This window comes from Rhodococcus sp. K11/5 (assembly GCF_055193735.1).
On record NZ_CM143721.1, the window covers coordinates 4,276,645 to 4,301,478 of the forward strand.

The 24,834-nt window shown below is 68.6% G+C and carries 20 protein-coding genes; 13 read left to right on the top strand and 7 right to left on the bottom strand.

Annotated elements, in window-relative coordinates; all coding sequences use genetic code 11:
- Nucleotides 1-9 precede the first annotated feature (9 nt).
- Both ACY466_RS19955 and ACY466_RS19960 read right to left on the bottom strand, forming a co-directional pair.
- Complete coding sequence (locus tag ACY466_RS19955) at nucleotides 10-1,113, bottom strand: DUF475 domain-containing protein (RefSeq protein WP_463248428.1); 1,104 nt, start codon at nucleotides 1,111-1,113, stop codon at nucleotides 10-12.
- A 146-nt stretch (nucleotides 1,114-1,259) separates the two neighbouring features.
- Nucleotides 1,260-1,835 carry a TerD family protein gene (locus tag ACY466_RS19960; protein WP_463248431.1) on the bottom strand — a complete coding sequence of 192 codons (576 nt, stop codon included), beginning with the start codon at nucleotides 1,833-1,835 and terminating at the stop codon, nucleotides 1,260-1,262.
- 165 nt (nucleotides 1,836-2,000) lie between these two features.
- Between ACY466_RS19960 and ACY466_RS19965 the strand changes: the two genes are divergently transcribed.
- Genes ACY466_RS19965 through ACY466_RS19990 form a run of 6 tightly spaced genes read left to right on the top strand, consistent with a single transcriptional unit; the run spans nucleotide 2,001 to nucleotide 8,859 of the window.
- Complete coding sequence (locus ACY466_RS19965; protein WP_463248435.1) at nucleotides 2,001-3,206, top strand: hypothetical protein; 1,206 nt, start codon at nucleotides 2,001-2,003, stop codon at nucleotides 3,204-3,206.
- A gap of 17 nt (nucleotides 3,207-3,223) precedes the next feature.
- Nucleotides 3,224-4,396 carry an HpcH/HpaI aldolase/citrate lyase family protein gene (locus ACY466_RS19970; RefSeq protein ID WP_463248438.1) on the top strand — a complete coding sequence of 391 codons (1,173 nt, stop codon included), beginning with the start codon at nucleotides 3,224-3,226 and terminating at the stop codon, nucleotides 4,394-4,396.
- A complete protein-coding gene (locus ACY466_RS19975) occupies nucleotides 4,393-5,664 on the top strand; it encodes a phosphoribosyltransferase family protein (RefSeq protein ID WP_463248441.1) in 1,272 nt (423 codons plus the stop codon). The genes ACY466_RS19970 and ACY466_RS19975 overlap by 4 nt, the downstream gene beginning before the upstream one ends.
- Nucleotides 5,661-6,770 carry a cysteine protease StiP family protein gene (locus ACY466_RS19980; RefSeq protein ID WP_463248443.1) on the top strand — a complete coding sequence of 370 codons (1,110 nt, stop codon included), beginning with the start codon at nucleotides 5,661-5,663 and terminating at the stop codon, nucleotides 6,768-6,770. Before ACY466_RS19975 ends, ACY466_RS19980 begins: the two co-directional genes overlap by 4 nt.
- Complete coding sequence (locus ACY466_RS19985; protein WP_463248446.1) at nucleotides 6,767-7,606, top strand: HAD family hydrolase; 840 nt, start codon at nucleotides 6,767-6,769, stop codon at nucleotides 7,604-7,606. The genes ACY466_RS19980 and ACY466_RS19985 overlap by 4 nt, the downstream gene beginning before the upstream one ends.
- A 38-nt stretch (nucleotides 7,607-7,644) precedes the next feature.
- Nucleotides 7,645-8,859 (top strand): TerD family protein, encoded by a 1,215-nt coding sequence (locus ACY466_RS19990; protein ID WP_463248449.1) that lies wholly within the window; start codon nucleotides 7,645-7,647, stop codon nucleotides 8,857-8,859.
- Here ACY466_RS19990 and ACY466_RS19995 read toward each other — a convergent pair.
- The 3 genes from ACY466_RS19995 to ACY466_RS20005 all read right to left on the bottom strand — a co-directional run bounded on the left by ACY466_RS19995 (nucleotide 8,804) and on the right by ACY466_RS20005 (nucleotide 13,615).
- A complete protein-coding gene (locus ACY466_RS19995; protein ID WP_463252380.1) occupies nucleotides 8,804-10,327 on the bottom strand; it encodes a glycosyltransferase family 87 protein in 1,524 nt (507 codons plus the stop codon). The two genes, ACY466_RS19990 and ACY466_RS19995, sit on opposite strands and share 56 nt — an antisense overlap.
- Nucleotides 10,328-10,431: 104 nt before the next feature.
- The gene (locus ACY466_RS20000; RefSeq protein WP_463252381.1) at nucleotides 10,432-12,603 is read right to left on the bottom strand and encodes a transglycosylase domain-containing protein; all 2,172 of its coding nucleotides are present in this window, start codon (nucleotides 12,601-12,603) and stop codon (nucleotides 10,432-10,434) included.
- Nucleotides 12,604-13,195: 592 nt separating this feature from the next.
- Complete coding sequence (locus ACY466_RS20005; RefSeq protein WP_463248451.1) at nucleotides 13,196-13,615, bottom strand: DUF5318 domain-containing protein; 420 nt, start codon at nucleotides 13,613-13,615, stop codon at nucleotides 13,196-13,198.
- Nucleotides 13,616-13,806: 191 nt separating this feature from the next.
- Here ACY466_RS20005 and ACY466_RS20010 point away from each other — a divergent pair, with 191 nt between their 5' ends.
- The 3 genes from ACY466_RS20010 (at nucleotide 13,807) to ACY466_RS20020 (ending at nucleotide 19,133) form a co-directional block, all read left to right on the top strand.
- On the top strand, nucleotides 13,807-14,433 hold the full coding sequence (locus tag ACY466_RS20010; protein WP_463248454.1) for a PadR family transcriptional regulator: 627 nt from the start codon (nucleotides 13,807-13,809) through the stop codon (nucleotides 14,431-14,433).
- On the top strand, nucleotides 14,426-15,517 hold the full coding sequence (locus tag ACY466_RS20015; protein WP_463248457.1) for an inositol-3-phosphate synthase: 1,092 nt from the start codon (nucleotides 14,426-14,428) through the stop codon (nucleotides 15,515-15,517). The genes ACY466_RS20010 and ACY466_RS20015 overlap by 8 nt, the downstream gene beginning before the upstream one ends.
- A gap of 127 nt (nucleotides 15,518-15,644) precedes the next feature.
- The gene (locus tag ACY466_RS20020; protein WP_463248459.1) at nucleotides 15,645-19,133 is read left to right on the top strand and encodes an ATP-binding protein; all 3,489 of its coding nucleotides are present in this window, start codon (nucleotides 15,645-15,647) and stop codon (nucleotides 19,131-19,133) included.
- Here the strand turns inward: ACY466_RS20020 and ACY466_RS20025 are convergent, their stop codons facing one another.
- Nucleotides 19,134-19,595 (bottom strand): hypothetical protein, encoded by a 462-nt coding sequence (locus ACY466_RS20025; protein WP_463248462.1) that lies wholly within the window; start codon nucleotides 19,593-19,595, stop codon nucleotides 19,134-19,136. It lies immediately after the preceding gene.
- Between the two features lie 162 nt (nucleotides 19,596-19,757).
- Between ACY466_RS20025 and ACY466_RS20030 the strand changes: the two genes are divergently transcribed.
- On the top strand, nucleotides 19,758-20,573 hold the full coding sequence (locus ACY466_RS20030; RefSeq protein WP_463248465.1) for a DUF2786 domain-containing protein: 816 nt from the start codon (nucleotides 19,758-19,760) through the stop codon (nucleotides 20,571-20,573).
- The gene (locus tag ACY466_RS20035; protein WP_463248468.1) at nucleotides 20,570-21,076 is read left to right on the top strand and encodes a TIGR04338 family metallohydrolase; all 507 of its coding nucleotides are present in this window, start codon (nucleotides 20,570-20,572) and stop codon (nucleotides 21,074-21,076) included. Before ACY466_RS20030 ends, ACY466_RS20035 begins: the two co-directional genes overlap by 4 nt.
- Nucleotides 21,077-21,078: 2 nt before the next feature.
- On the opposite strand, the gene ACY466_RS20040 is transcribed toward ACY466_RS20035, so the two are convergent.
- Nucleotides 21,079-21,792, bottom strand: a complete 714-nt coding sequence (locus ACY466_RS20040; RefSeq protein WP_463248470.1) for an aquaporin — start codon at nucleotides 21,790-21,792, stop codon at nucleotides 21,079-21,081.
- Between the two features lie 350 nt (nucleotides 21,793-22,142).
- On the opposite strand from ACY466_RS20040, the gene ACY466_RS20045 reads away from it, so the two are divergent.
- Together ACY466_RS20045 and ACY466_RS20050 are read left to right on the top strand one after the other, a co-directional pair.
- Nucleotides 22,143-22,907 carry an LLM class F420-dependent oxidoreductase gene (locus tag ACY466_RS20045; protein ID WP_463248473.1) on the top strand — a complete coding sequence of 255 codons (765 nt, stop codon included), beginning with the start codon at nucleotides 22,143-22,145 and terminating at the stop codon, nucleotides 22,905-22,907.
- Between the two features lie 160 nt (nucleotides 22,908-23,067).
- Nucleotides 23,068-24,834 (top strand): ABC transporter substrate-binding protein/permease, encoded by a 1,767-nt coding sequence (locus ACY466_RS20050; RefSeq protein WP_463252382.1) that lies wholly within the window; start codon nucleotides 23,068-23,070, stop codon nucleotides 24,832-24,834.

Here is a 24,834-nt window from a genome sequence, read left to right on the forward strand (position 1 = left end):
GCTCGCGGACTAGCGATCCGGTCCGACCTCGATCTCGTCGACTCGACCCTCGGCCGCGAGGCGTCGGTTGCGGCGCACGCTCGAGAAGAAGCTCAGTCCGATCAGAATCACACCGACGAGGCCCGTGACGATCTCGTTGATCTCGATCCCGATGGACACCAGCAGGATCGCCGCCAACGCGCCGATCGCCCAGTGCGCACCGTGCTCCAGGTACACGTAGTCGTCGAGGGTCCCCTTGCGAACGAGCAACACCGTCAGGGACCGGACGAACATCGCACCGATGAACCCCAGCCCGAGGGCGATGACGATGGGGTCGGCGGTGATGGCGAACGCGCCGATGACACCGTCGAAGCTGAACGACGCGTCCAGCACCTCGAGGTACAGGAACAGGAAGAACCCGGCCTTGCCCGTCGCCTTCGCCAAGTCGGAAGGACCGCTGCTCTCCCCACCGTCGGGCACGTGGAACAGATTCCCGAGGCCGTTGACGGAGATGTAGGTGACCATGCCGAGCACCCCGGCGACCATGACCGTGGAGATCCGATCGTCCTCCGCCAGGAACTCCGCCGCGAGCACCAGCGAGACTCCCGCGACGACGACGGCGGCCATGTCCAACCGGCCGACTCGTGCGAGCGGACGCTCGATCCAGGTCAGCCAGGTGTGCTCCCGCTCCTCGAACACGAAGCCGAGGAACAGCATCAGCAGGAACATGCCGCCGAACGCCGCGATCTGCGGGTGTGCGTCGGTGATCAGAGTTTCGTAGGACGGGCTGCCGTCGGGGAAGAACGCGGCACCGTCGGCCGGCGGGTTCAGCGCCAATCGCATGGCGTCCACCGGACCGAGGCCGGAGGCCGCCCACACGATCACCAGCGGAAACACCAACCGCATGCCGAAGACCGCGATGACGATGCCGATGGTGAGGAAGATCTTCTGCCAGAACTCGCTCATCCGTCTCAGGACGGTCGCGTTGATGACGGCGTTGTCGAACGACAGCGACACCTCGAGAATGCCGAGGATCACCACCAGCGCGACCGCCTGCCAGCCGCCGTAGACGAAGGCCACCGCGATGGCCAGTGCGGTGATGGCGAAGGACCATCCGAAGATGCGAAGAACCACGATCCGTGGCCTCTCTCATGGGAGCGAAGTCGACGCAGAAAAGAAAAATGTCACCGTTGTCCGGTTCTCTGACCGGGCAGGACGGTGACATCTTCGGCACGCGTCGTGTCGTGATGACGACGCTCGAACATTACTCCTGTTAACGGCTACACGTTGACTCCGAAGTCACGTGCGATGCCCGCGAGCCCCGAGGCGTAGCCCTGGCCGACCGCGCGGAACTTCCACTCGGCGCCGTTGCGGTACAGCTCGCCGAAGACCATGGCCGTCTCGGTCGAGGCGTCCTCGCTCAGGTCGTAGCGGGCGAGCTCGGATCCGGTGGACCGATCGACGACGCGGATGTACGCGTTGCGGACCTGACCGAAGGACTGCGAGCGCGAGTCCGCCTCGTAGATCGACACCGGGAAGTTGATGGTGTCGATGGTGGGCGGCACGGCCGAGAGATCGACGTTGATGACCTCGTCGTCCCCGTCGCCCTCACCGGTGGTGTTGTCCCCGGTGTGCTCGATGGAGCCGTCGGGCGACTTGAGGTTGTTGAAGAAGACGAAGTGCTGATCGCTCACCACCCGCTTCGACGCGTCGAGAGCGAGCGCGCTGGCATCGAGGTCGAAGTCGGCACCCGTGGTGGAACGGGTGTCCCATCCGAGGCCGACGGACACGGCGGTGAGGTTCGGAGCGGCTTTGGTCAGGGAGACGTTGCCGCCCTTGGTCAGGCTGACGCCCATGATTCGATCCTTTCGGTCGGCACGTGTGGTGTGTCCCGTGCTCGTGGGGGTGGGTCGGTCCGAGGACAACGGTCGGTCCGAGGACAAACGGTCGTTCCTACGACAAACGGTAGAGGGGCCACCTCGGTTCCCTCGGCCGAACGGTTCCATCAGTACCCTCGTGGGGTGACACACCGCTGGCCGGGGCGACTGAGCCGAGGTGACCGCCGCGCGGACGCGGTGGGTCGAATCCGCGCCGACACCGTGCGCACCTTTCTCGACATGGACACCCGGCAGTCCATCGCGTCGTCCGGAGTCGACGCCCTCGAACGGCTCGGCAGGTCGGACGACCGACTCCGGGAGGCGTGGCGACCGGTCGAGGAGCAGTGCTTCGCCGCGGGGGCCACGTATCTGGCGGCGACGGAGCGGCCCGAGAGCGACGCGAGCGAGCAGGCCTACCAGGCCTTCGCGGCGGCGATCGGCGAGCTCGGGGCCGCGAGCGCCGCGGTGGACCGCTTCTACGAGGCGCACCGGGCGCGCCTCGAACACGCCCAGCAGGAATACGCCGCCGTTCCGCGGCTGGCCGCGGACGCCCGATCGGCGGCGCGGGCGGTGACCTCCGGCATCGACGGTTCCGCTCCCCATCACGGCTACCGGTCGGTAACCGACGCCGTCGCGATTCTGGACAGGCTTCTGGCCGATCTGGATCGCGCCGTCGCCGAGGGCAGCGGCACCGCGGTCCAGCAGGCCGCAGCCCGCGTTCGCGATGCGACCGACACCGTTCGCACGGCCCTCACCGACGCCCCCGCCAAGGCCGAGACGGCGCGTCGTTCGCTCGCGTCGGTGCGAACCCGGCTGCAGGCCGTGGGGACCAGGGCGGAGTACATCGCGCCCGCGTTCTCGGCCCTGCTGCGCGAATTCGTCGCCGCGAGCTCGGAGGATCTGGCGACGGCGCGGGAGGACTGCGGCGCCCACATGGTGGCCGCGGCACAGGACATCGACGACGCGGCCGCCGCCGAGCGCGCGGGTGATCCCGAAGCAGCCCTGGCCGCCATCACCCGTGCGCGCGAGCACCTCGCGGACGCCGAATCGGACATCGACGCGGTCACCGGCCGACTGGCGCGATTGCGCGAGGCCCGCGACGACGCGTCCGCGGTGGAGCAGCGGGTGCGATTCCGGCTTCGCGACGCGCAACTGCTGGCGGTGGATCGTGGTCTGGTTGCCGAGTGGGGGTCGGTACTGGATGCTCAACTCGCACGCATCGATCGCGCCACCGAGGCCCTGGGCACCGGGCGGCCGAACTATTGGGCCTACCTGCGAGAGATCGATTCCATCACCGAGTTCATCGCCGGAACGGTCGACCGCATCCGCGGTCGGCAGAAACATCAGTGAGTACCGAAAGGTATGTGGTGCAGCACTTCTCGTATCTCGACCCCACCCTGCGGTCCGAGCTCTTCTCGCACCTCCCGCAGCCCGTGGGCGAGGACAGCGACCTGACCGTCCGCGCCCTGGCGCTGGGGGCCACGCTCTACGTGCCGGCGACGCGGACCGCACTGGCGGACACGGTGCGTCGACGCGTCGCGGACGGTACGCGGGCCGTGGTTCTCGACCTCGAGGACGCGATCGCCGACCACGAGGTGGACGCCGCCCGCGCCTGCGTCGCGGCGGCTCTCGACGAGCTCGCCGAGGGTGATCCGATCGAGGCCGCGGTGTTCGTCCGGATCCGCACGGTCGCGGACATCACCCGGTTGTGCGACGCGGTGGGCGCCGGCTCGGCCGCACTCACCGGTTACGTCGTGCCGAAGTTCACCGCCGCCACCGGCCGCGAGTTCCTCGACGCGGTCGCCGACCGGTCCCGGCGCTGGGGCCGGCGCCTGCTGGTCATGCCGGTGCTGGAATCACGCGAGGTGCTCTACCGCGAGACGCGCGACGCCGAGCTGGTCGCCGTACGCGAGATGTTGAACGAGTACCGCGACCAGGTGCTGGCGGTGCGGATCGGCGCGACGGACATGAGCGGCGCCTTCGCAATCCGCCGGGACCGCGATCTGACCATCTACGACGTGCGGGTGGTCGCCGACACCATCGGCTCGATCGTCAACCACCTCGCGCGCACCGACGGCACCGGCTTCGTGGTCACCGGCCCGGTGTGGGAGTACTTCGCCGACCACGAGCGCCTGTTCCGGCCGATGCTGCGCCAGACCCCGTTCGTCGAGAACGACGCCGTGACGTTCCGGCAGCAACTCGTCAGCCGCGATCTCGACGGCCTCCTGCGCGAGGTCGCCCTGGACCGGGCGAACGGACTGCAGGGCAAGACCGTGATCCACCCCAGCCACGTCGCCCCCGTTCACGCACTGTCCGTGGTCACCGGCGAGGAGTACGCCGACGCGAAGTCCATCGCGTTCGCGGACGACGCCGGCGGCGTGCGCGCGTCCGGTTACGCCAACAAGATGAACGAACTCGGCCCCCACCGGTCCTGGGCGGAGCAGACGCTGCGACGGGCCGAGGTCTTCGGCGTCACCAACGACGGCATCACCTTCGTCGACGTCATGCGGGCCCTGGCCGTCACCCCGGTCTCGCGATGAGCCGCATCGTCGATCGCCGACTCCCCTGGGCCACGGCGGAACTCGGTCTGGTCGTCGAGCACGGTGCCTCCGCCGTGGGCGCGCGCGTGGGTGATCTGGTGCAGCCGGGGTTGCGCAAGAACCCCAAGCGGGCGCACCTGCTGGTGTCGACCGTGCTGGGCAAGCACATTCCGCAACTGCCCACCGAGGTGCTCCGCGCCGGTGGCCTGCTCGGTTCCCTGTGCGCGGACGTCCTCACCGCCGAGGGATCCGACGTGGTGGTTCTCGGATTCGCCGAGACGGCAACGGGTCTGGGGCACTGCGTCGCCGAACGGCTCGACGCCACCGTCTACCTGCACTCGACTCGACGCGTCGTGCCGGGGGCGTCGGTGTGGGGCGCGTTCGAGGAAGGACACTCCCACGCCACGTCGCACCTTCTCGTGCCGTCGTCGGACGCGGAGATCCCGCCGCACGTACCGATGGTCCTCGTGGACGACGAGATCTCCACCGGAGCCACCGCGCTCGAGGCGATCCGGGCGCTGCACGCGGTATCTCCCCGTGGTCACTACATCGTCGCGTCGCTGGTGGACATGCGATCGGCGGAGCACCGACTGGCATGCGACGAGGTGGCCGCCGAACTCGGGGTGCTGATCGACGCGGTGTCGCTGGCCACCGGGACCGTGCACCTGCCGGAGGGTCTCGTCGACGACGTCGCCGCCCTCCCGGAAACACCGTCCAATCCCGTCACCGATCGACCGGGTTCCGTGGTCCGAGTGGACCTTCCGTGGCCGAGCGACGTTCCCGACGGCGGCCGGCACGGTTTTCGGCGCGACGACTACGCACCCTTCGGTGCCGCGGTGGACGCCGTGGCCGCGACTCTGCGGGATGCGGTGGGGGAGGATCCGGCGATCGTGATCGGCCACGAGGAGTCGATGTATCTGCCACTGCGCGTGGCGCAGTCGCTTGCCGACGCCGGCACCCCCACCTTGTTCCAGACCACCACGCGCTCGCCGGCCTACGTGCTCGATGCGGTCGGGTATCCACTCCGGCGCGGATTCGCCTTCACGGCACCGGAACCGGGGCAGGAGACGCGCCGCCACCTGTACAACGCCCGGTGGCCCGACGCCACCGGTCCCGCTCGACTCGTCGTGCTGGTGGACGAGCCGGCCGACACCGACCGCCTGACCGGGCCGGGCGGGCTGATCGACGTGCTCACCCGATCGGGATCCGACGTGATTCTCGGCGTGGTGCACTCCGCCCCGGTTCTCGACCGAGCCGATCCGCGGTGAGTGTTCCGTTGCGGGGCCCGGTGTTCGGGTCGTACGCGCCGGAGGAGGTCACCTGGTTGCTGAAGGACCTCTCGCACGTCGGTCTCGAGGCGGAGACATCGGTCCGCGAGCGGCGCATCCAGTCCGGGGAGGCGCACTACGCGGAGTCGCTGCCGGTCGAGTACCAACCCGACGCGGTGTATCGGGATCTGTTCGACACCGTGTTGGTCGACAGTGCGACTCGCCTGGCCACCGCAGTGGGCGTGGTGACCGAACTGCTGGTCGCCGAACGTGGTCCGCAGCTGGTGCTCGCCTCGCTCGCCCGGGCCGGCACGCCCATCGGAATCCTGATCCGGCGCTGGGCCGCCCGCATGCACGGCGCCGAGTGGCCGCACTACGCCGTCTCCATCGTCCGGGACCGCGGCATCGATCCCGTGGCGCTCGACTTTCTGGCGGCCGCACACGATCCCGCGTCGGTGGTGTTCGTCGACGGGTGGACCGGCAAGGGCGCGATCGCTCGGGAACTCACCGCCGCGCTCGAGGCGTACCGCGCGGCCGGTGGTCCGACGTTCGACGATCGCCTGGCCGTCCTGGCGGACCCCGGACACTGCGTCACGACGTTCGGCACGCGGGACGACTTCCTCATCGCCTCCGCCTGCCTGAACTCCACCGTCTCGGGCCTGGTCTCCCGCACCGTGCTGAACGCCGATCTCATCGGGCCCGGCGAGTTCCACGGTGCGAAGTACTACCGCGAGCTCGCCGGCACGGACAGATCGAACACGTTGTTGGACACCGTCTCCGACCGATTCGATGCGGTGCGCGGCGCGGTGTCCACCGGTGTGGACGAGGTACTCGCGAGCGACCGCGCGCCCACCTGGAGCGGCTGGGAGTCGGTGGAGAAGGTGAGGCAGGAGTACGCGATCTCCACCGTCAACTTCGTGAAGCCGGGCGTCGGGGAGACCACGCGGGTCCTGCTGCGCCGCGTTCCGTGGCGCGTCCTGGTGCGCGACGCCGATGCGCCCGAGCACCGGCACATCCGCCTGTTGGCCGAGTCTCGCGGGGTCCCGGTCGAGGTGGTGCCGGGTCTCGCCTATGCGTGCATGGGCCTGATCAAGGACGTCCGATGACCCGGTCGGCCGCCGTCGTCGCGACGGACCTGGACCGCACGATGATCTACAGCGCGGCCGCGCTGGCGCTCGGCGCAGCCGATCCCCGTCGTCTGTGCGTCGAGCACTACGAGGGAGAGCCGTTGTCGTACATGACCTCCCGCGCGGCCGATCTGCTGACGGAGTTGGCCCGCACCACGGCCGTCGTCCCCACCACCACGCGGACCGTCGAGCAGTTCCGCCGCATCGACCTTCCCGGCGCTCCGTGGCGCTACGCCGTGACCACCAACGGCGGCACCATCCTTCACGACGGCGTCCCCGACGCGTCGTGGCGTGCGTCCGTCGATCGCGCCGTCGCCGACACCGCCGCCTCGCTCGCGGAGGTGACGGCCGAGCTGACCGAGCGCGGCGATCCGACCTGGGTACTCAAGCAACGCACCGCGGACGGGCTGTTCTGCTACCTCGTCGTCGACACCGACCGGCTGCCGACCGATTTCGTGACCGAGCTCGGCGCGTGGTGCGTCGCGCGCGGGTGGGGCGTCTCGCAGCAGGGGCGCAAGATCTACTGCATGCCCGACGCGGTGTGCAAGTCCCGCGCCGTTGCCGAGGTCCGGCGGCGCCTGATCGAGGACGGCACCGTCGACGAGTTCGCTCCGGTCCTCGCGGCCGGTGACGGGGCGCTGGACGCGGAGATGCTGCGCGCCGCCGATCGCGCCGTCCGGCCGCGTCACGGCGAACTCGAACTCCTCGGTTGGCAGGCCCCCGGACTGGTGGTCACCGACGCGTCGGGTGGGGCGGCGGCCGAGGAGATCCTCGAATGGCTCGCGTCCGAGGCTGCCGCCGCGGCCCGGACGTAAGCTGACATCGGCCGACCTGTCGTCAGAAGGAAGCACACGTGTCTGCAACTGCACAGCCCCTCAGCAAGGGACAGAACGCACCCCTGAACGTCGACTCGGTGCGCATCGGTCTGGAGCTGACCGCCCCCGCCGACATCTCCGCGCTGCTCGTCACCGACAGCGGGAAGGTGCGCACGGACGCCGACTTCGTGTTCTTCAACCAACCCTCCGGGCCCGGCGTGCAGTTGACCGGAGGACAGGTGGTGGTGACCCTCTCCGCCGTGCCCGCCGACATCGCGCAGATCCGCGTCGTCGCCACCCTCGACGACGCGTCGAGCAACTTCGGGCGCTCGGCTGCACCGACCGCGCACGTGGTCGACGCCGCCTCCGGTGCCCCGGCCTACTCGTACCGCATCGAGGGGCTCACCAGCGAGTCCATCGTCATCGCGTTGGAGCTGTACCGGCGTGGGACCGGCTGGAAGGTGCGCGCCGTCGGGCAGGGGTACGCCGGCGGTTTCGCGGCACTGGTGAGCGACCACGGCGTGTCCGTCGACGATGCCCCCGCCGCCGCGCCGACTCCGCCCCCCGCGCCGACTCGTGCCCCCGCACCGCCCCCCGCTCCCACGCCGCCCCCGGCACCCACTCCGCCCCCGGCACCCACCGGTCCGCCCGAGGTGTCGTTGACCAAGGCGCGCCCGGTGAGCCTGAGCAAGGGGCAGAAGGTGACGCTCAAGAAGGACGGCGGCGTCGCGCTGACCTCCGTGCGCATGGGCCTGGGCTGGGACCCGATCAAGAAGGCGGGCGGTTTCTTCGGCGGGGGTCGCACCGCCGACGTCGACCTCGACGCGTCCGCGGTGATGTTCGCCGGGACCCGCCACGCGGACGTCGTGTACTTCGGTCAGCTGCGGTCCAAGGACGGGTCGATCGTGCACCAGGGCGACAACCTGACCGGTGAGGGCGAGGGCGACGACGAGGTGATCGTGGTCGACCTGACCCGCATCCCCGCACAGGTCACCTCGGTCGTGTTCATCGTGACGTCCTACCGCGGACAGACGTTCGAGCAGATCGCCAACGCGTTCACGCGCCTGGTGGACAACACCATCAACACCGAGCTCGCACGCTTCACGCTGCAGGGCGGCATGCCGTACACGGGGCTGGTGATGGCGAGGGTCTACCGCGAGGGCAGCGAATGGAAGCTCCAGGCCATCGGCGAGGGGATCAACGCCAAGCACGCGGGGGAGGCGCTGCCGCAGCTGCAGCCGTTCCTGCGGTAGGTCGTTCCGACGCGCCTCGCTCCGCCCGCGGCCGCAGGATCCCCGGCAACCACGCCGGCTGCGCGTCGGGGGCGCCGTCGAACACTCCGCCCACCGGATCGTCGACCCCGCCGCCGCGCACCAGATCCTCCTCGGGCCGGTAGATCTGACGCAGGATCATCGCGCACAGTCCCAGCACGGCGAGGTCGCGAACGATGACGGTGCCGGTGAACCACTGCTCGGGCAGTCCCTTGTTCTCCACGCCCAGGTAGAACATCATCCGCGGAACCCAGACCAGCGCGTCGATCGTCATCCAGGCCAACAGAATTCGGCGGTGTGGGAGCGCGAGCACGGCCAGCGGCACCAACCACAGCGAATACTGCGGGCTCCACACCTTGTTCGTGAGCAGGAATCCCGCGACCAGCAGGAAACAGAGGGACACCAGACGCGGACGGCGGGGGGCGGTGAGTGCCACGTAGGCGACTCCGGCACACACCGCGGCGAACAGCGTCACCGTCACCAGATTCAGGAGCACCGGGGTCTCGCCGACCGCGAGCGGGCCGTCGAATCCGGCCCACCCCGTGAACGACGCGATGACGTTGTAGATCGAATCGGGATCGGCGCCGCGTTCGGAGTTCAGCCGGAAGAACTCGGACCAGCCGCGCGGAAAGAGCACCGCGATCGGCAGGTTGATCACCAGCCACGCGGCGGCCGCGGCGATGGCGGCACGGGTCCAGTCGCGAATGTGCCCGGTGCGCAGGCAGAGTGCGAGCAGCGGCCCGAGCAGGAACAGGGGGTACAGCTTGGTGGCTCCGCCGATGCCCAGCAGCACCCCGGCGAGGACCGGCCGACGCCGCGCCCACGCCAACAGCGAACCGGACGCGAATGCCGTTGCGAGAGCGTCGAAGTTGGTGAACACGTGCACGATCACCAGGGGTGAACAGGCGGCCAGGACGGCGTCGAAGACGCGTCGACCGGCCAGCAGAACCGTCGCCCACACCGTGACCAACCACGCGAGCGCGAGCCCGAAGGCGACGACGTTGAAGTAGATCGCCACGTCGAGTGCCTGCGGCAGCGCCGACACCGCCGACCACGCGTGCGCGGCCTGCATGGACACGTACTGGTAGAGCCCGGCGACCACGGGATACTCCATGTGCCGCACCACGATCGAACCGTCGGGGGCGGTGTCCTCCCACGACACCTTGTACGGGAACGCCCCCTGGTCGAGGCGCTCGGCCCCGTACAGCGGAACGATGTCGGAGTAGCACATGGCGACGTACTGGCGGTTGTCGTTCCAATCGAGCGACAACGCGCCCTCCGGTCCGATCGGTGCCTGTTGAATGCAGGCCGCCTTGCCGAACCACCCCAGCGCCAGGAACACCACGGCGAACAGGAGGACGACCCGCAGCGGCGTCCAGAACCTCTGACGCCCCACGAGCGCGTGCCGGCCGACCGGGCCCCCGATGACCCCGGACAGCTCACCGACCATGGCGTCCGTCCGCGAGGGACGATCACGCCCGCGAGCGGAGCGCCGATCCGAGGCGAGGGGGGCGGGACTGGCCAGAAGCGACCGGTCGTCGCCCTCCGTCACCGCTACCCGCCCGGCGCGGGAGCGACCTCTTCGGTGCCGGCCTCACCACCACCGGTGCCCGCACCGCCGGTACCTGCTCCGTCGCCCGGCTCCGTCGTCGTCTCGCCGGACGGTTCGGTACCCGCCGGAGCGAGGCCCGGGACCGGGATCGTGATGCCGGGCAGAATTTCCACCTGGGACGGAACCACCACGGGCGGCGGCTCGACCACGGGAGCCGGCGCGGGCGTCGGTTCCGGTGCCGGTGCCTCCGACGTGACCGGAGGCGCGGTCCGCGCGGGCGCGGCCGGTGCGGAGTACTGCGGAACCCCGGCCTGGCCGGCGATGGGCGCCGGTGTGGGGAACGACTCGACCGGGGTGCCCTCGAGGGCACCGTCCAGGGTGTCCTTCCAGATGTCCGACGGCAGACCCGAGCCGTAGATGGGGCCACCGAAGCTGTTGGTCAGGGGCAGTCCCTGCTCGGTGCCCACCCACACGGCGGTGGACAGCGACGGCGTGTAGCCGACCATCCAGGCGTCCTTGTTGTCGCCGGTGTCGCCGAGCTGCGCGGTTCCGGTCTTCGCCGCCGACGGGCGACCGTCGGCCAGGTTGTGACCGTTGGAGTAGCCCGCGATGGGCCGCATCGCGGACGTGGCGTTGTCCGCGACGGCGGGCTCGACGCGCCGCTCACCGGCATCCGGCCCACGGTCCAGCAGGACCGTGCCGTCCGCCGTCACGACGCGCTGCACGAAGTGCGGTGTGTGGTAGGTGCCCGACGCGGCGAGAGTCGCGTACGCGGACGCCATGTCGATGACGCGGGACTGATACTGACCGAGGACGATGCCGTTGTTGGGACCGGCACCGTTCGGCTCGGTGAGCGTCGGGCCGATGTTCGGTACCTCGGTGGGGATGCCGAGTCGGTGCGCCATGTCGGCGATCGCCTGCGATCCACCGTCGAGCGAGAGCTGCAACCGGTAGAAGCTGGTGTTCAGCGATCGCTTCAGCGCCTCGGCGATGGTGCACGTTCCGCAGGACGCGCCCTCGACGTTGCCGATCTCGATGCCGTTGACGGTCAGGGGCGAGCTGTCGTACATCTGCGACAGCGGGATGCCCTGGTCGAGAGCCGCGGCGAGACCGAAGACCTTGAACGACGATCCGGTCTGGAGGCCGGACTGGGCGAAGTCGAAGCCACGCCCGTCCGCGCCGCCGTAGTACGACCGCACCGCACCGGAGCGGGGATCGATGGACACCGAGGCCGTCCGGAGCTCGGGGTCCTCGCCCTCCATGTTCGACTCGACCGCGTCGATCGCGGACTGTTGCGCCTGCGGATCGATGGTGGTGGTGATCTGCAGGCCGGCGGTGTTGAGATCCTGCTCGCTGATCCCGGACGCGGTCAGTTCCTGCAGCACCTGGTTCTCGATCAGACCGTTCGGACCGGCGTCCGCGGCGTCGTCGTTGCCGAGCGTGTCCAGGGGACGCCACTGCGGGAAGGTCATCGGATCACGCTGCGCCTGGTCGAGAACGCCCATGGTGACCATGCCGTCGAGCACGTAGTTCCAGCGGTTCTGCGCGCCGTCGAAGTTGTTCTCGGGATCGAGGCCCGACGGCTGCTGGATGACCGCCGCGAGGACGGCGCCCTCCTCGATGCCGAGCTCACCGACCGGCTTGCCGAAGTACGCCTCCGACGCCGCCGCGACGCCGTACGCGCCGCGACCGAAGTAGATGGTGTTGAGGTAGGCCGCGAGGATGTCGTCCTTCGTCCACTGGCGCGCCATCTTCGAGGAGATCACGAGCTCGCGCATCTTGCGGGTGAGCGATCGTTCCGAACCGACGAGCGCGTTCTTCACGTACTGCTGGGTGATGGTCGAGCCGCCACCGGCGCTGTCGCGGTTGAGGACGTTGTCGCGGGCCGCGCGGGCGAACCCGGTCACCGAGAAGCCGGGGTTGGAGTAGAAGTCACGGTCCTCGGCGGACAGCACGGCGTTGCGTACGTGCTCGGGAATCTCGCCGACCTCGACGTCCGTGCGATTGCCCTCGGGGGGAACGACGGTGCTCAGCACGGTGTTGCCGTCGGCCGCGTAGACCGTCGCGACCTGATTGGTCCTGATGTCACCGGGACGCGGGACGTCCTCGATCACGTACGCGACCATGAACACGAGAATGGGGACGATCAAGCCGAGCGCGACGAGGCCGTACAGCGAACGCCGCGCGGTCCTCCACTTCGACTTCTTCTTCGTGTTCGTGGCACTACCTCCTGATGGCGGTTCGGTGGGGCCTCCACCGAACCCGTCTGGATCTCCGCCGCGCCCGTAGGACGCGCCGGGGGGAACGGGCGGAACCGGCGGTCGACCGCCGCCGCCCGATGTCGGGCCGTCGGGCCGGGGTTCGGAGAACGCACGCGATCGCGGCGCCGACGTCGGGGGAATGGCGGTGGTGTCCGGACCGGGCCGGTACTGCGGGCGCTGATCGCGGGGGTCGAACTCCGGGCGGTACCGGGGAGGTTCACCTTGCGGCCGGTACCGGGGAGGTTCGCCCTGCGGGCGGTACTGGGGAGGCTCGGGGCGGTACCGGTTCGGCTCGCCCTGCGGGCGGTAGCGAGGCGGCTCGTCCGGTCGACGCGGCGGGACCGGTCGGTCGTACCGCGGCGGCTCCGGACGACGGGGGAACTCGTTCCCTTCGCCGTCGGGTCCGCCGTGGGGTCCCTGTTCGCTCCGCTCGTGGCGGCCGCGCGGGGCACGGCTGTCCTCGGGAAAGTCGTCGCTCACTGTCGATCTCCGCTACTGGTTCGGGTCATTCGCTGGCCGTGCGTCGACGGCCGGGGGTCCGGGTCCGCGGACGCTTCGGCGCGGGAACCGCACCGAGTACATAGGACTGGACGAGGTGATTCCAACTGCACGTCCGACACACCTCGACGACGTGCACCGAGAATTCCTCCTCGGTCGCGGCCAGACGCACCAATTCGTCGGAGGTCCGGGCCGAACCGTTCATGGTACCCAGCTTGTCGCCGAACACCCAGGACACCAACGTCAACTGCTCTTTCCGACAGATGGGGCACGCCACGGTGGACGGCCGGCCGTGGAACTTGGCCGCGCGCAGCAGGTAGGGATCCGCGTCGCACACCTGCGCCATCGCCGTCCGGCCCGAGTACACCTCGGCCAGCAGCGACTTGCGCTGCAACGCGTAGTCCACCACCTGCCTCTGTGATCGCACGGTGACCAGAGTACGTGCGCCTCCGCGGCGGGGGACCCATCAACCCCGCGCCACGCTTCCCGAACGCGATGTCCGTCTCGGAAGGTTACGTGTACCCCCATATATCGACTCGATACATGTAGCGGTTATAGTTGGCGGCGCATCGTCGTGATGCGGAACAACTCTGTCGGTGTCTCGTGGGAGGAGCGCGCATGCTCGAACTCGCAATCCTCGGACTACTCCTCGAGGCACCCATGCACGGCTACGAGTTGCGTAAACGGCTCACCGGGTTGCTCGGTGCCTTCCGCGCGTTCTCGTACGGTTCGCTCTACCCCGCTCTGCGCAGGATGCAGGCGGACGGGTTGATCGTGGAGAACGCGGGTCCCGAAGGCATCGTGAAGCGTCGGGCGCGTCGAACGTACGAACTCACGCCGGCCGGCCGCGCTCGGTTCGCCGAGCTGGTCGCAGATACCGGTCCGCAGAACTTTTCCGATGATGGATTCGGCGTACACCTGGCCTTTTTCGGGCGCACCCCCGCTGCGGCGCGGATGCGAATACTCGAAGGCAGGCGACGCCAGGTCGAGGAGCGCCGCGAGGGGCTCCGAGACGCCATCGGCCGAGCAACCGGGTCGCTGGACAGGTACACGCGCGGATTGCATCAGCTCGGCCTCGAGTCGAGCGAACGCGAAGTGCGGTGGCTCAACGAACTGATCGCTGCCGAGGCAATGGCGATCAGCTCGGAGAGTCCGCGGCCCGCAACCGCCGGCGATTCCTCGTCGACGGCACCAGCCGAGAAGTCGGCTCACTACGGAACAGAAGGAGAACCCGACCATGAGTGACAACAGCACTGCGGTGCGCGTGGCCATTGTGGGCGTGGGTAACTGCGCGTCGTCCCTGGTTCAGGGCGTGCAGTACTACAAGGACGCCGACGAGAACAGCACTGTTCCCGGCCTCATGCACGTCAAGTTCGGCAAGTACCACGTCCGCGACGTCGAGTTCGTCGCCGCGTTCGACGTGGACGCCAAGAAGGTCGGGTTCGACCTCTCCGAGGCCATCTTCGCCAGCGAGAACAACACCATCAAGATCGCCGACGTGCCCCCGACGGATGTGAGCGTCCAGCGCGGACCCACCCTCGACGGCATCGGCAAGTACTACGCGGAGACCATCGAGATCTCCGACACGGAGCCCGTGGACGTGGCGCAGGCCCTCCGCGACGCGAAGGTCGACGTGCTCGTCTCGTACCTGCCCGTCGGATCCGAAGAGGCCGACAAGTTCTACGCCCAGGCGTGCATCGACGCGAAGGTGGCGTTCGTCAACGCCCTCCCCGTCTTCATCGCCTCGGACCCCGTGTGGGCCAAGAAGTTCACCGACGCCGGCGTCCCCATCGTGGGCGACGACATCAAGAGCCAGGTCGGCGCGACCATCACTCACCGCGTGATGGCGAAGCTGTTCGAGGATCGCGGCGTGCAGCTCGACCGCACCATGCAGCTCAACGTCGGCGGCAACATGGACTTCCTCAACATGCTCGAGCGCACCCGCCTCGAGTCGAAGAAGATCTCCAAGACCCAGGCCGTCACCTCCAACCTGCAGCGCGAGTTCAACACGAAAGACGTCCACATCGGACCGTCCGACCACGTGGGCTGGCTCGACGACCGCAAGTGGGCCTACGTCCGCCTCGAGGGCCGCGCCTTCGGTGACGTTCCCCTCAACCTCGAGTACAAGCTCGAGGTCTGGGACTCGCCCAACTCGGCCGGTGTGATCATCGACGCCGTGCGCGCCGCGAAGATCGCCCAGGATCGTGGCATCGGCGGACCCGTCGTTCCCGCCTCGGCGTACCTGATGAAGAGCCCGCCGAAGCAGCTCGCCGACGACGTCGCGCGCACGCAGCTCGAGGAGTTCATCATCGGAGCCGACGAGCAGTAGTACGTGGTCGAAGACGAAGGGACACGATCCGAGGGTCGCGTCCCTTCGTCGTTCGCACCACACCATTCAGTCCGGCATTTGTGAAGAGTCATCACGGGCAGCCCATCTGCTGTCTAAGCTTCCCGACGTGCAGGGGGACGGGCGGGCGGCGATACGGCTCATAGGATCCGTCGCGATCACTCGCAACGGCCACGACGTGGACCCCCGAATAATCGGCGGTCGTCGCTGTGTCGACGTCCTGGCCTTCCTCACGGTCCACCGGCATCGTGAGGTCTCGTTGGACGAACTGGCACACCTGCTGTGGCCGCGCTCACGCCCGGATTCATGGAAGTCGTCCCTACGCGGGGTGATGTCGAAAGTCCGTGACGCGCTGAACGCCGCCGATATCGACGGCGCGTCGGTTCGCTCCCGCGCCGGTTGGGTTCGCCTGGCCTTGCCTCACGACGTCGACGTCGATCTGGACCTCGTCCGTGACGCGCGCGCTCACCCCGGAGCCACGTCCGCCGAACGCGCCCGTTCCGCGAGGGACGCCCTGGCCTTGCTCTCCGGTACGACACTCGTCGGAGCGTCCGATACCTGGGCGGAGGACATCCGCCGCGAGTGCGACGACCACCGACTCGAGCTCCTCGAGATCGATGCGATCGCGTCACTCGACCTCGGCGAGAACGAGAGAGCCGTGTCCTCGGCCGAAGCACTCATCGCCGCCGATCCTCTCCGCGAACGGGCCTACCGCGTCGCCATGCGAGGCTTCCGGGCTCTCGGGGATCGCGGTCATGCCCTGGCCGCCGCCGACCGCTGCCGCCGCGCCCTGGCCGACGCTCTGGGCGCCGACCCGACGCCGGAGACGGAAGCCCTGTACCGAGAGCTTCTTCGCGACGATCGAACCATCGCATCCGCCCCGGACCACCGATCGCTCCGCGTGATCGGGCGTGACGACGAACTCCGGACCGTGGAGCATCATCTCGACGCGACCGCGGCGGGCCGAGGTCGCGTCGTGGTGCTGTCGGGTGCGTCGGGGATCGGGAAGACCTCGCTGGCGGACGCGATCGCGGAGCGTACCCGCCGCCGCGGAATGGATGTCGCGGTGGGGCGCTGCAGCAGCGATGCCGGCGTGCCTTTCGAACCGTTCGTCGAAGCAGTAACTCGGGACCTCGATTCTCGTGGCATCGTGGGAGCACGGGAGTGGCTGCGCTGCAACGGGGCCGACATCCTCGATATCCTTCCCGGCGTAGCCGGACGCTTCGGCGATCTCGTACCGAGCCGTCATGATGCCCGCGCTCCGGAGCCCACATCGGCTGTTGCGCAGTGGCTCTCCGGACCTGCTCGCACGTCACCGGTCATGCTGATCATCGACGATCTGCAGTGGGCGTCGAGCGCCACTCTCACACTGGTGCAGCACCTTTCCACCGCCTGCCGGGATCTTCGGGTGTGCATCGTCGTATCCGTTCGCACCGACGGGGCGATGTCGCCCGAGGTGGTATCCACCCTCGATGCACTGAGCCGGCTTCCCGGCTTCTGCGAGATCCCCCTCGCCGGGGTGTCCATCGGCGCAGTCGAGGCGATGATCGCGCGTTCCGGTGCCACGCTGGATCCGGCGATGGTCGTCGAGCGCACCGCCGGTATCCCGTTACTGGTCGACGCCATGATCGCCGCCCACGCGTACGAGCCGGGCCGCGCCGAGGCAGTCACCGTCGCCGAGGCCGTCGACATCAGGGGACGCCGACTGAACTCCGACGCTGCTGCCCTTCTCCGGCTGTGTTCCGTGGTCGGCAGGCCGATCTCGAAGACCGTGTTGCGCGCGGCCTCCCGCATCGCCGCCGCCGGTGACGTCGTCGACACCGACGAGCGCTTCGCTGTGTCCCTGGCCGAACTGATCGACGCATCGTTCCTCGTGCCGGGGACGACCCATGACGGACTCGATCTGCAGCACCCGCAAGTTCAGGAGGTGGTGCTGAGTTCGGTTCCGACACTCGAGCGCGCCCGCCTGCACGCCGCCATCGCCCGGGCGCTGCTCGAGGTGGGCTCGGCATCCACGGCCGACGAACTCGCCCGTATCGCCCATCATTTCGGTAATTCTCCGGAGTCCGACCGTGACGATGCCGCGCGCTATGCGCGGCTCGCCGGCGCCGCGGCCTTTCGCGTGTCCGCCTACGAGGATGCAGCTCGGCACTACCGCTCCGCACTGGGCCGGATGCTGCCGATCGGTGACAGCGTCGACCGGTGTCGGATACTGATGGATCTCGCTCGTGCGCAACGCAGATCGCTCGACCGCAACTATCGGATCACGCTCGTCGACGCGATCTCGATGGCCCGGAGACTGGGGGACAGGGACCTTCAGATCGACGCGACACTGGCCGACACCACCGACGGTGTCGTCCTGTTCCAGAACTTCATGCCCGATCCGGATCGTCTCGTCATCCTCCACGAGGCGCGACAACTGTTGGAGGACAACGGTCGCGGCGACACCGCCGCCGCTGCCCGAATTCTCGTGCAACTCGCCGTCGAACTGACCTGGACCGACGAGTGGAAGCAGCGCCGCTGCCTGCTCGAGCGCGCCGCCGTGATCGCCCATGCCGTGGGAGACAGGTACGCCTTGGAAAGTGCGCTCCTGGCGATGCTCTCCACGCTCATGGTTCCCGAGTGCCACGGCATGCAACGCGAGGCTCTCGACAGGTTGGACTCCATCGCACTGCCCACACCTCGCCGGGATTCGACGACCGCCGTCATCCTGATGCGGAGCCGGCAGTGGTTCGGAGATCTCGACGGCGCCCTCGCAGCAGCAGATGCGGTGTCCCCGCACGAGATCGCCGGGAACGACGAGGTCGCGTGGGCGATGGACTGCTGCCGTTTCGGTCTCGATGTGACTGCCGGACGATTGGTGCGTGCCGAGGGCTCGCTCGACCGGATCCGCCGGACTCCCGACGCGGTGGTCGGCGGCGAGTACGGGCGGGAACGACCGTCGATCCTGGTACTACGCACCCTGAGAGGCGATCTCGGACATTTCGTCTCGGTGCGCGAGGAGATGACGGCGGCGTACGACGTCGTCCCGGCGTTCCGGCCCGTGGTGGCGATGGCACTCGCCGATACGGGCGACATGGACGGCGCACGCCAGGAGATGGCGTGGTTCGACCACGCGAGGCTGGCGGGGATGCCGATGGACAACATGTGGCTGATGACGATGGCGTTCATCGCGAGAGCAGCAGCGAGCGTCGGTAATGCGGAGATCTGCGGCGACGTGTACACCCGCCTGGCTCCGTATGCGGATCAGACCGTACCCATCGCGCCGAGCGTCTTCGGGGTGGTTCACCACCACCTCGCCGATGTCTCGTTGACCACCGGCCACCCCGATCGCGCCGCCCGGCATCTCCGTGCCGCACGCCGACTGCACCGTCGACGGGGTTACGTCGGCTGGAGCGTGGAGGACGGGTACCTCGGCCTCCGCATCGATCACGCGCGGACCGGTTCCGTCCCGCCGGCCGCCGTGGCCGCTGCACGTGCACGGGCCGACGAGATCGGGGCGACAGCTGTCCGGCGACGTATCGACGGTTTCGTCACGTCGCTGACCGATCGGGGACTCCCACTGCTGTCGAGCAGCAGGAGTCCGCGATCGAGCTGATCAGCTACCGAAGAATCCGCCGGACGGGCCGGCAGGACCTTGGGGACCTTGGGGACCCGCGGGACCGGCAGGACCGGCAGGACCGGCAGGACCCTGCGGGCCCTCGGGGGCGAGAGATCCGACGGTGATCGGAATGTACTCGTAGCGGTACTCAGGTGAGAAGCACTGCACATCGACGCCATAGATGCCGTCCGCGAACTCCACCTCGGGCGTGAAGGGCGTCGGTGAGATCGCAACCTGCTGGTAGTAAGCGTTGAACGCTGTCGAGATCCCTCTGATCCCGATGTAGCACTCGCCGGCGGCCGCCTCATTGCTCGATATGGTGATGGTGTCCCCGACGCTGGCGACGGTAAATGGGCCGAGCGTGTTCGACTGGTCCGCCGACGCCGTACCGGCAGCGGCGAGACAGAGCGGCACCACGGCCGCGGTGGCGAGGACGGCACGGGTGACAGATGTGCGCATGTGGACTCCTGTGATGAATCGGACCGCGTGGACGGTTTCCACCCGGTTGTCAGGAGTACATCAGCAGGGTGCACACGTTTTGCAATTTATCTTCATGAGACTTCACATTTCAGACATGGCTGCGGATACGGCCCTGTCCGAGGTCCGACGTACTCTCGCGCCGTGACCGAGGACAGAACGCTGGCCCGCATCGGAGGCCTCCTGCGGCAAGCCGAGTCGACGGACAATCCGCACGAGGCCGAAGCGTTCATGGAGGCCGCCCAGCGCCTGGCCACGGCCGCGTCCGTGGACCTGGCCATCGCCCGCGCGCACACCGCGACGCGGGAGAAGCGGGCGACACCCAGCCAGCGCGTGGTCGACATCGGCGAGCCGGGCAAGCGCGGTCTCAAGACGTACGTCCTGTTGTTCGTCGCCATCGCCCGCGCGAACGACGTTCAGTGCGACGTCGCCCGCACCTCCACGCAGGTCTTCGCCTACGGCTTCGACAGCGACATCGACATGTGCGAGGCGCTGTACTCGAGCCTGATCGTTCAGATGGTGAAGGCCAGCGACGCGTACATCTCCAGCGGGGCGTACCGCAGCGCGACGGTGACCAAGGAGGTGACCGTGTCGCGTGGGCGGCGTCGATACCGCGCGGTCGAGCGCAAGCCGCTGGCCGGGGTCACCGCGCGCATCGAGTTCCAGACGGCGTTCGCGCACCGCATCGGCGAGCGACTGGCCGCGGTGAAGAAAGAGGCCGAGGCCGACGCGGTCGCCGCGGAGACCCCCGAGGCCGGCACGGCACTGGTGTTGCGCGACAAGGAGGTCGAGCTTCGGGACTTCTATCGAACGACGTCGACGGCCCGCGGTACCTGGCGCGGCAGCAGCGGGGGCGGGGTGTCCACCGAGGCCCGGCGCGCGGGGGATCGCGCGGGTCGACGCGCACGCCTGGGCACCGCATCCGAGATCGACGGTGCCCGTGGGCAGTTGGACCGATGACCCGTGACGCACAGCGTGCCCGGGTCTACGACGCGGAGCAGCAGGTCCGCACGATGCTCGACCGCGCGGACGAACGGGGTCTGCGCACCATCACGGTGCACGGATCCACGCTCACCCTGCCCGTCGAGCGGCGATTCGCGTCGATCGACTCGGTCCAGGCGTACGTGGACGCCGTTCTCGCGCTGCGCTGGGTGCGCGCGACGTGGCCCCGAGCGTCGGCGCCCGTGCGAGTCAGAGCCCGCGCCGGCTCCGCCGCCGCGCACTACGAGAGGGCCGAGGCAACCATTGCCGTCCCACTGCACGAGCGCGGAACGGCGTGGGCACTGCGGGAGATGGTGGTGCTGCACGAGATCGCGCACCATCTCTCGCCGAACGACGCCGAGCCCGCTCATGGGCCCGGCTTCGCCGACCTTTACCTGTCCCTGGTCACCGAGATCATCGGGCCCGAAGCAGGTTTCGTGCTCCGGGCCACGATGGCGGCGTGCGACGTGCGGATGGGGTGACGTCAGGCCGTCGCGGTGCGGCGACCGACGTCGAGTCCCCGGTGGATCACTGCGGCGAGCGCGCCGCCGATCAGCGGGAACACGATGAACACCCACAGCTGGCTCAGCGAAGCGCCGCCTGCGAGGACCGCCGGTCCGAACGACCGCGCCGGGTTCACCGACGTCGAGTCGATACCGATAGCGAGCAGGTGCAGCACCACCAGGGTGAGGCCGATGGGCACACCCGCCGCGATCTTCGGGGCGTGGGACGAGGTGACGGAGAGAACGACGAACACCAGAATCGCGGTGGCGACGATCTCGACGAGCGCGACGGACATCAGGTTGTACTCACCGGGCGACTCGGCGCCGTAACCGTTGGTCCCGAGACCGTCGACGGCGCGGTCGTAGCCGGGGCGTCCCGACGCGATGGCCAGAACGACGGCGGCACCGGCAAGCGCACCGACGAGCTGCGCCACGACGTACCCGGCGGCGCGTGCGGCCGAGATCCCACGAGTCATGAGGACGCCCAGCGTCACGGCCGGGTTGACGTGGCACCCGCTGATCGGTCCGATCGAGTACACCAGGAAAAGCAGGGTCAGACCGAACGCCAGCGCGATCCCCGGAGTACCCACGGTGTCACCGGCGAGCACGGCGGTGCCGACACCGCCGATCACCAGAAGGGCCGTGCCGAGTCCCTCGGCCGCGTACATGGATACGGGGGAATGCGTGTCGCTCATGTCCGTCCTGTCTCTCGAAGTCGTCGATCGTTGGAGCGGCGCCTGATCAGCTGCCGGGTCATCTCGCCCACCGCCTCGAAAGCGCGGGCGACCTTGCCCCGTCGTGTGCTCATCGGTGCCTCGATCCGTTGCTGTGACGTCCCGTGTGTTACGGGCGTTGACAGGTACTTGGTCGGACGAACCCCGCGAATCCGAACATCCGGGGCAGCGTGATTCGGGACACAGAATGCGAGGGATTTCGCGCTGGGCGGAGCGGATTTCGCGCGCAAAACGGTCATCTGCTCCCGATATTTCGGGCGCAATCACCGACTTCGATCGCAGAATCGCCGAAGAAGAGCAAAATGCGAATCATGACCATCAGAATCGGCGTCCAACTCCAGCCTCAGCACGCACCCGATTACGGCCTCATTCGCGACGCGGTGTTGCGCGCGGAGGACGCCGGCGTCGACATCGTCTTCAACTGGGATCACTTCTATCCCCTGTACGGCGACCTCGACGGTGCCCACTTCGAGTGCTGGACCATGCTCGGCGCCTGGGCGGAACAGACGTCGAACGTGGAGATCGGTGCGCTGGTCACCGGCGGCGGCTACCGCAACCCGGACCTGCTCGCGGACATGGCGCGCACGGTCGACCACATCAGCGGCGGCCGGCTGATCCTGGGCATCGGCGGCGGGTGGAACCAGAAGGACTACGACAACTTCGGTTACGAATTCGGCACGGCCGGTTCACGATTGAAGCTGCTGAGCGAGAACCTCGCGCGGATCTCGGCGCGGCTGAAGGTCGGCAACCCCGCACCCACCCGCGAGATCCCCATTCTCATCGGAGGCGGCGGCGAGAAGAAGACCCTCAAGATGGTGGCCCAGTACGCCCACATCTGGCACAGCTTCGCCGATCTGTCGGAGCTCGAGCGCAAGTCGGGCATCCTGGCCGAGCACGGAGAGACCGTCGGACGTGACGTGTCCGAGATCGAGCGGTCCGTCGCGTGGCCCGGCGCCGATTCCGCGCAGGCCTTCGTCGACACGGGCGCCACGCTCTTCACCGTCGGCGTCAACGGTCCCGAGTACGACCTGACCGAGTTGGCCGACGCCATCAGCTGGAGGAACGCGAACCGCTGAGGTAAACGAGAACCGCGTCACAGAGCGCAACCCTTGCGCGAACGCGGTTTTCATATCCTGTCGTTCGTCCGCTTACGCTCGACCGATGCAGTCCTCCCGCGCGGCGAGTCGCCGTTCCACGTCCGGTCGACGGACCGGCCGAGTGCTGGCCGCCGTCGTGATGGCCCTTGCCCTTCTCGGCACGGTCGCCGCGTGCGGAGCGTCGTCCGATTCGACGACCACCGCCACCGCACCGACGGATCTCTGCGCGCCCCCGGGTGTGGAGAGTGCGTCGTCGACACCGACCAACTTCGACGCCGCTGCCGCAGCGGCGACCGAGGACCGGTACACGACCGAGACCGTGGTCCCGCTCGAGAGCATCGACACCTCGCAGCTAGGTCTCATCAACCCCGGACGGTTGTCGGTGGGCACTCTGTCCGACGCACCGCCGAGCATCTGTGTCGACTCGACGGGCACCTACACCGGGTACGACAACGAGCTGCTGAAGGCCGTGGCCGCGAAGCTGGGGCTCGAGACCGACTTCGCCGGAACCGAGTTCTCCGGTCTGCTCGCCCAGGTCGGTGGCCAGCGATTCGACGTCGGGTCCTCGTCCATCACCACCACGGACGAGCGACGCAACACCGTCGGCTTCACCAACGGCTACGACTTCGGCTACTTCTCCCTCGTCGCGACCGTCGGCGGACCGATCACCGCGTTCGAGGACCTCACCCCCGACACGCGCATCGGCGTCGTGCAGGGCACGGTCCAGGACGACTACGTGGTGAACACCCTCGGTCTCGACCCGGTGAAGTACCCCGATTACAACACCGCCTACGCCAACCTGCGCACCGGACAGATCGACGCGTGGGTGGCGCCCTCGCAGCAGGCCGAGGGACTGGTCACCGCGGCCGACGGCACGGCGATCACCCAGAACACGTTCAGCCTGAACAACTTCGTCGGGTGGGCCGTCGCCCGGAACAACCAGCCTCTGATCGACGCCCTCAACTCCGGGCTCGACGCCGTCATCGCCGACGGCACCTGGGCCGAGCTGTACTCGAACTGGGTCCCGCGCGAACTGCCCGACGGCTTCACCCCGGGCAGTCGGTCCGCTCCCGATCCCGTGCTCCCCGATTTCGCCGCGATCGCGGCCGAGAACGACGCCGCCGCACCCGAAGCGCAGGCTCTTGCACCCACCTCGACTCTCGAACAGCTTCGGAACACGTTCTTCGACTGGGAGCTCTACAAGCAGGCGTTCCCGGACCTGCTGAAGACGGGACTTCCCAACACCCTGATCCTGGCGCTGGCGTCGGGCATCATCGGCACCGTCCTCGGCATGCTGTTGGCGTTGGCCGGGCTGTCGCGAACCCGGTGGCTGCGCTGGCCGGCCCGGGTCTACACCGACATCTTCCGCGGGCTGCCGGCCGTGGTGATCATCCTGATCATCGGGCTCGGCGTCGGACCGCTGGTGTCCGGGTTGACCGGCAACAACCCCTACTGGCTGGGTGCGGCGGCGCTGTCGCTGCTCGCGTCCGCGTACATCGGCGAAATCTTCCGCTCCGGCATCCAGAGCGTGGAGAAGGGGCAACTCGAGGCGGCGCGGGCGCTGGGATTCAGCTACCGCCGCTCGATGAACCTCGTCGTGGTGCCGCAGGGTATTCGGCGCGTGCTCCCGGCGCTGATGAACCAGTTCATCTCACTGATCAAGGACTCGTCCCTGATCTACTTCCTCGGACTGCTCGCCACCCAGCGCGAGCTGTTCGCGGTGGGCCGCGACCTCAACGCCCAGACCGGAAACCTCTCGCCGCTCGTCGCGGCCGGAATCTTCTACCTGGTGTTGACGGTGCCGCTGACTCACCTCGTGAACTACATCGACACGCGCCTGCGCACCGGCAAGGCCGAGAAGACGATGGACCCGGTCGATACGGCCGTCGTCGTGGAAAGAGGCTGA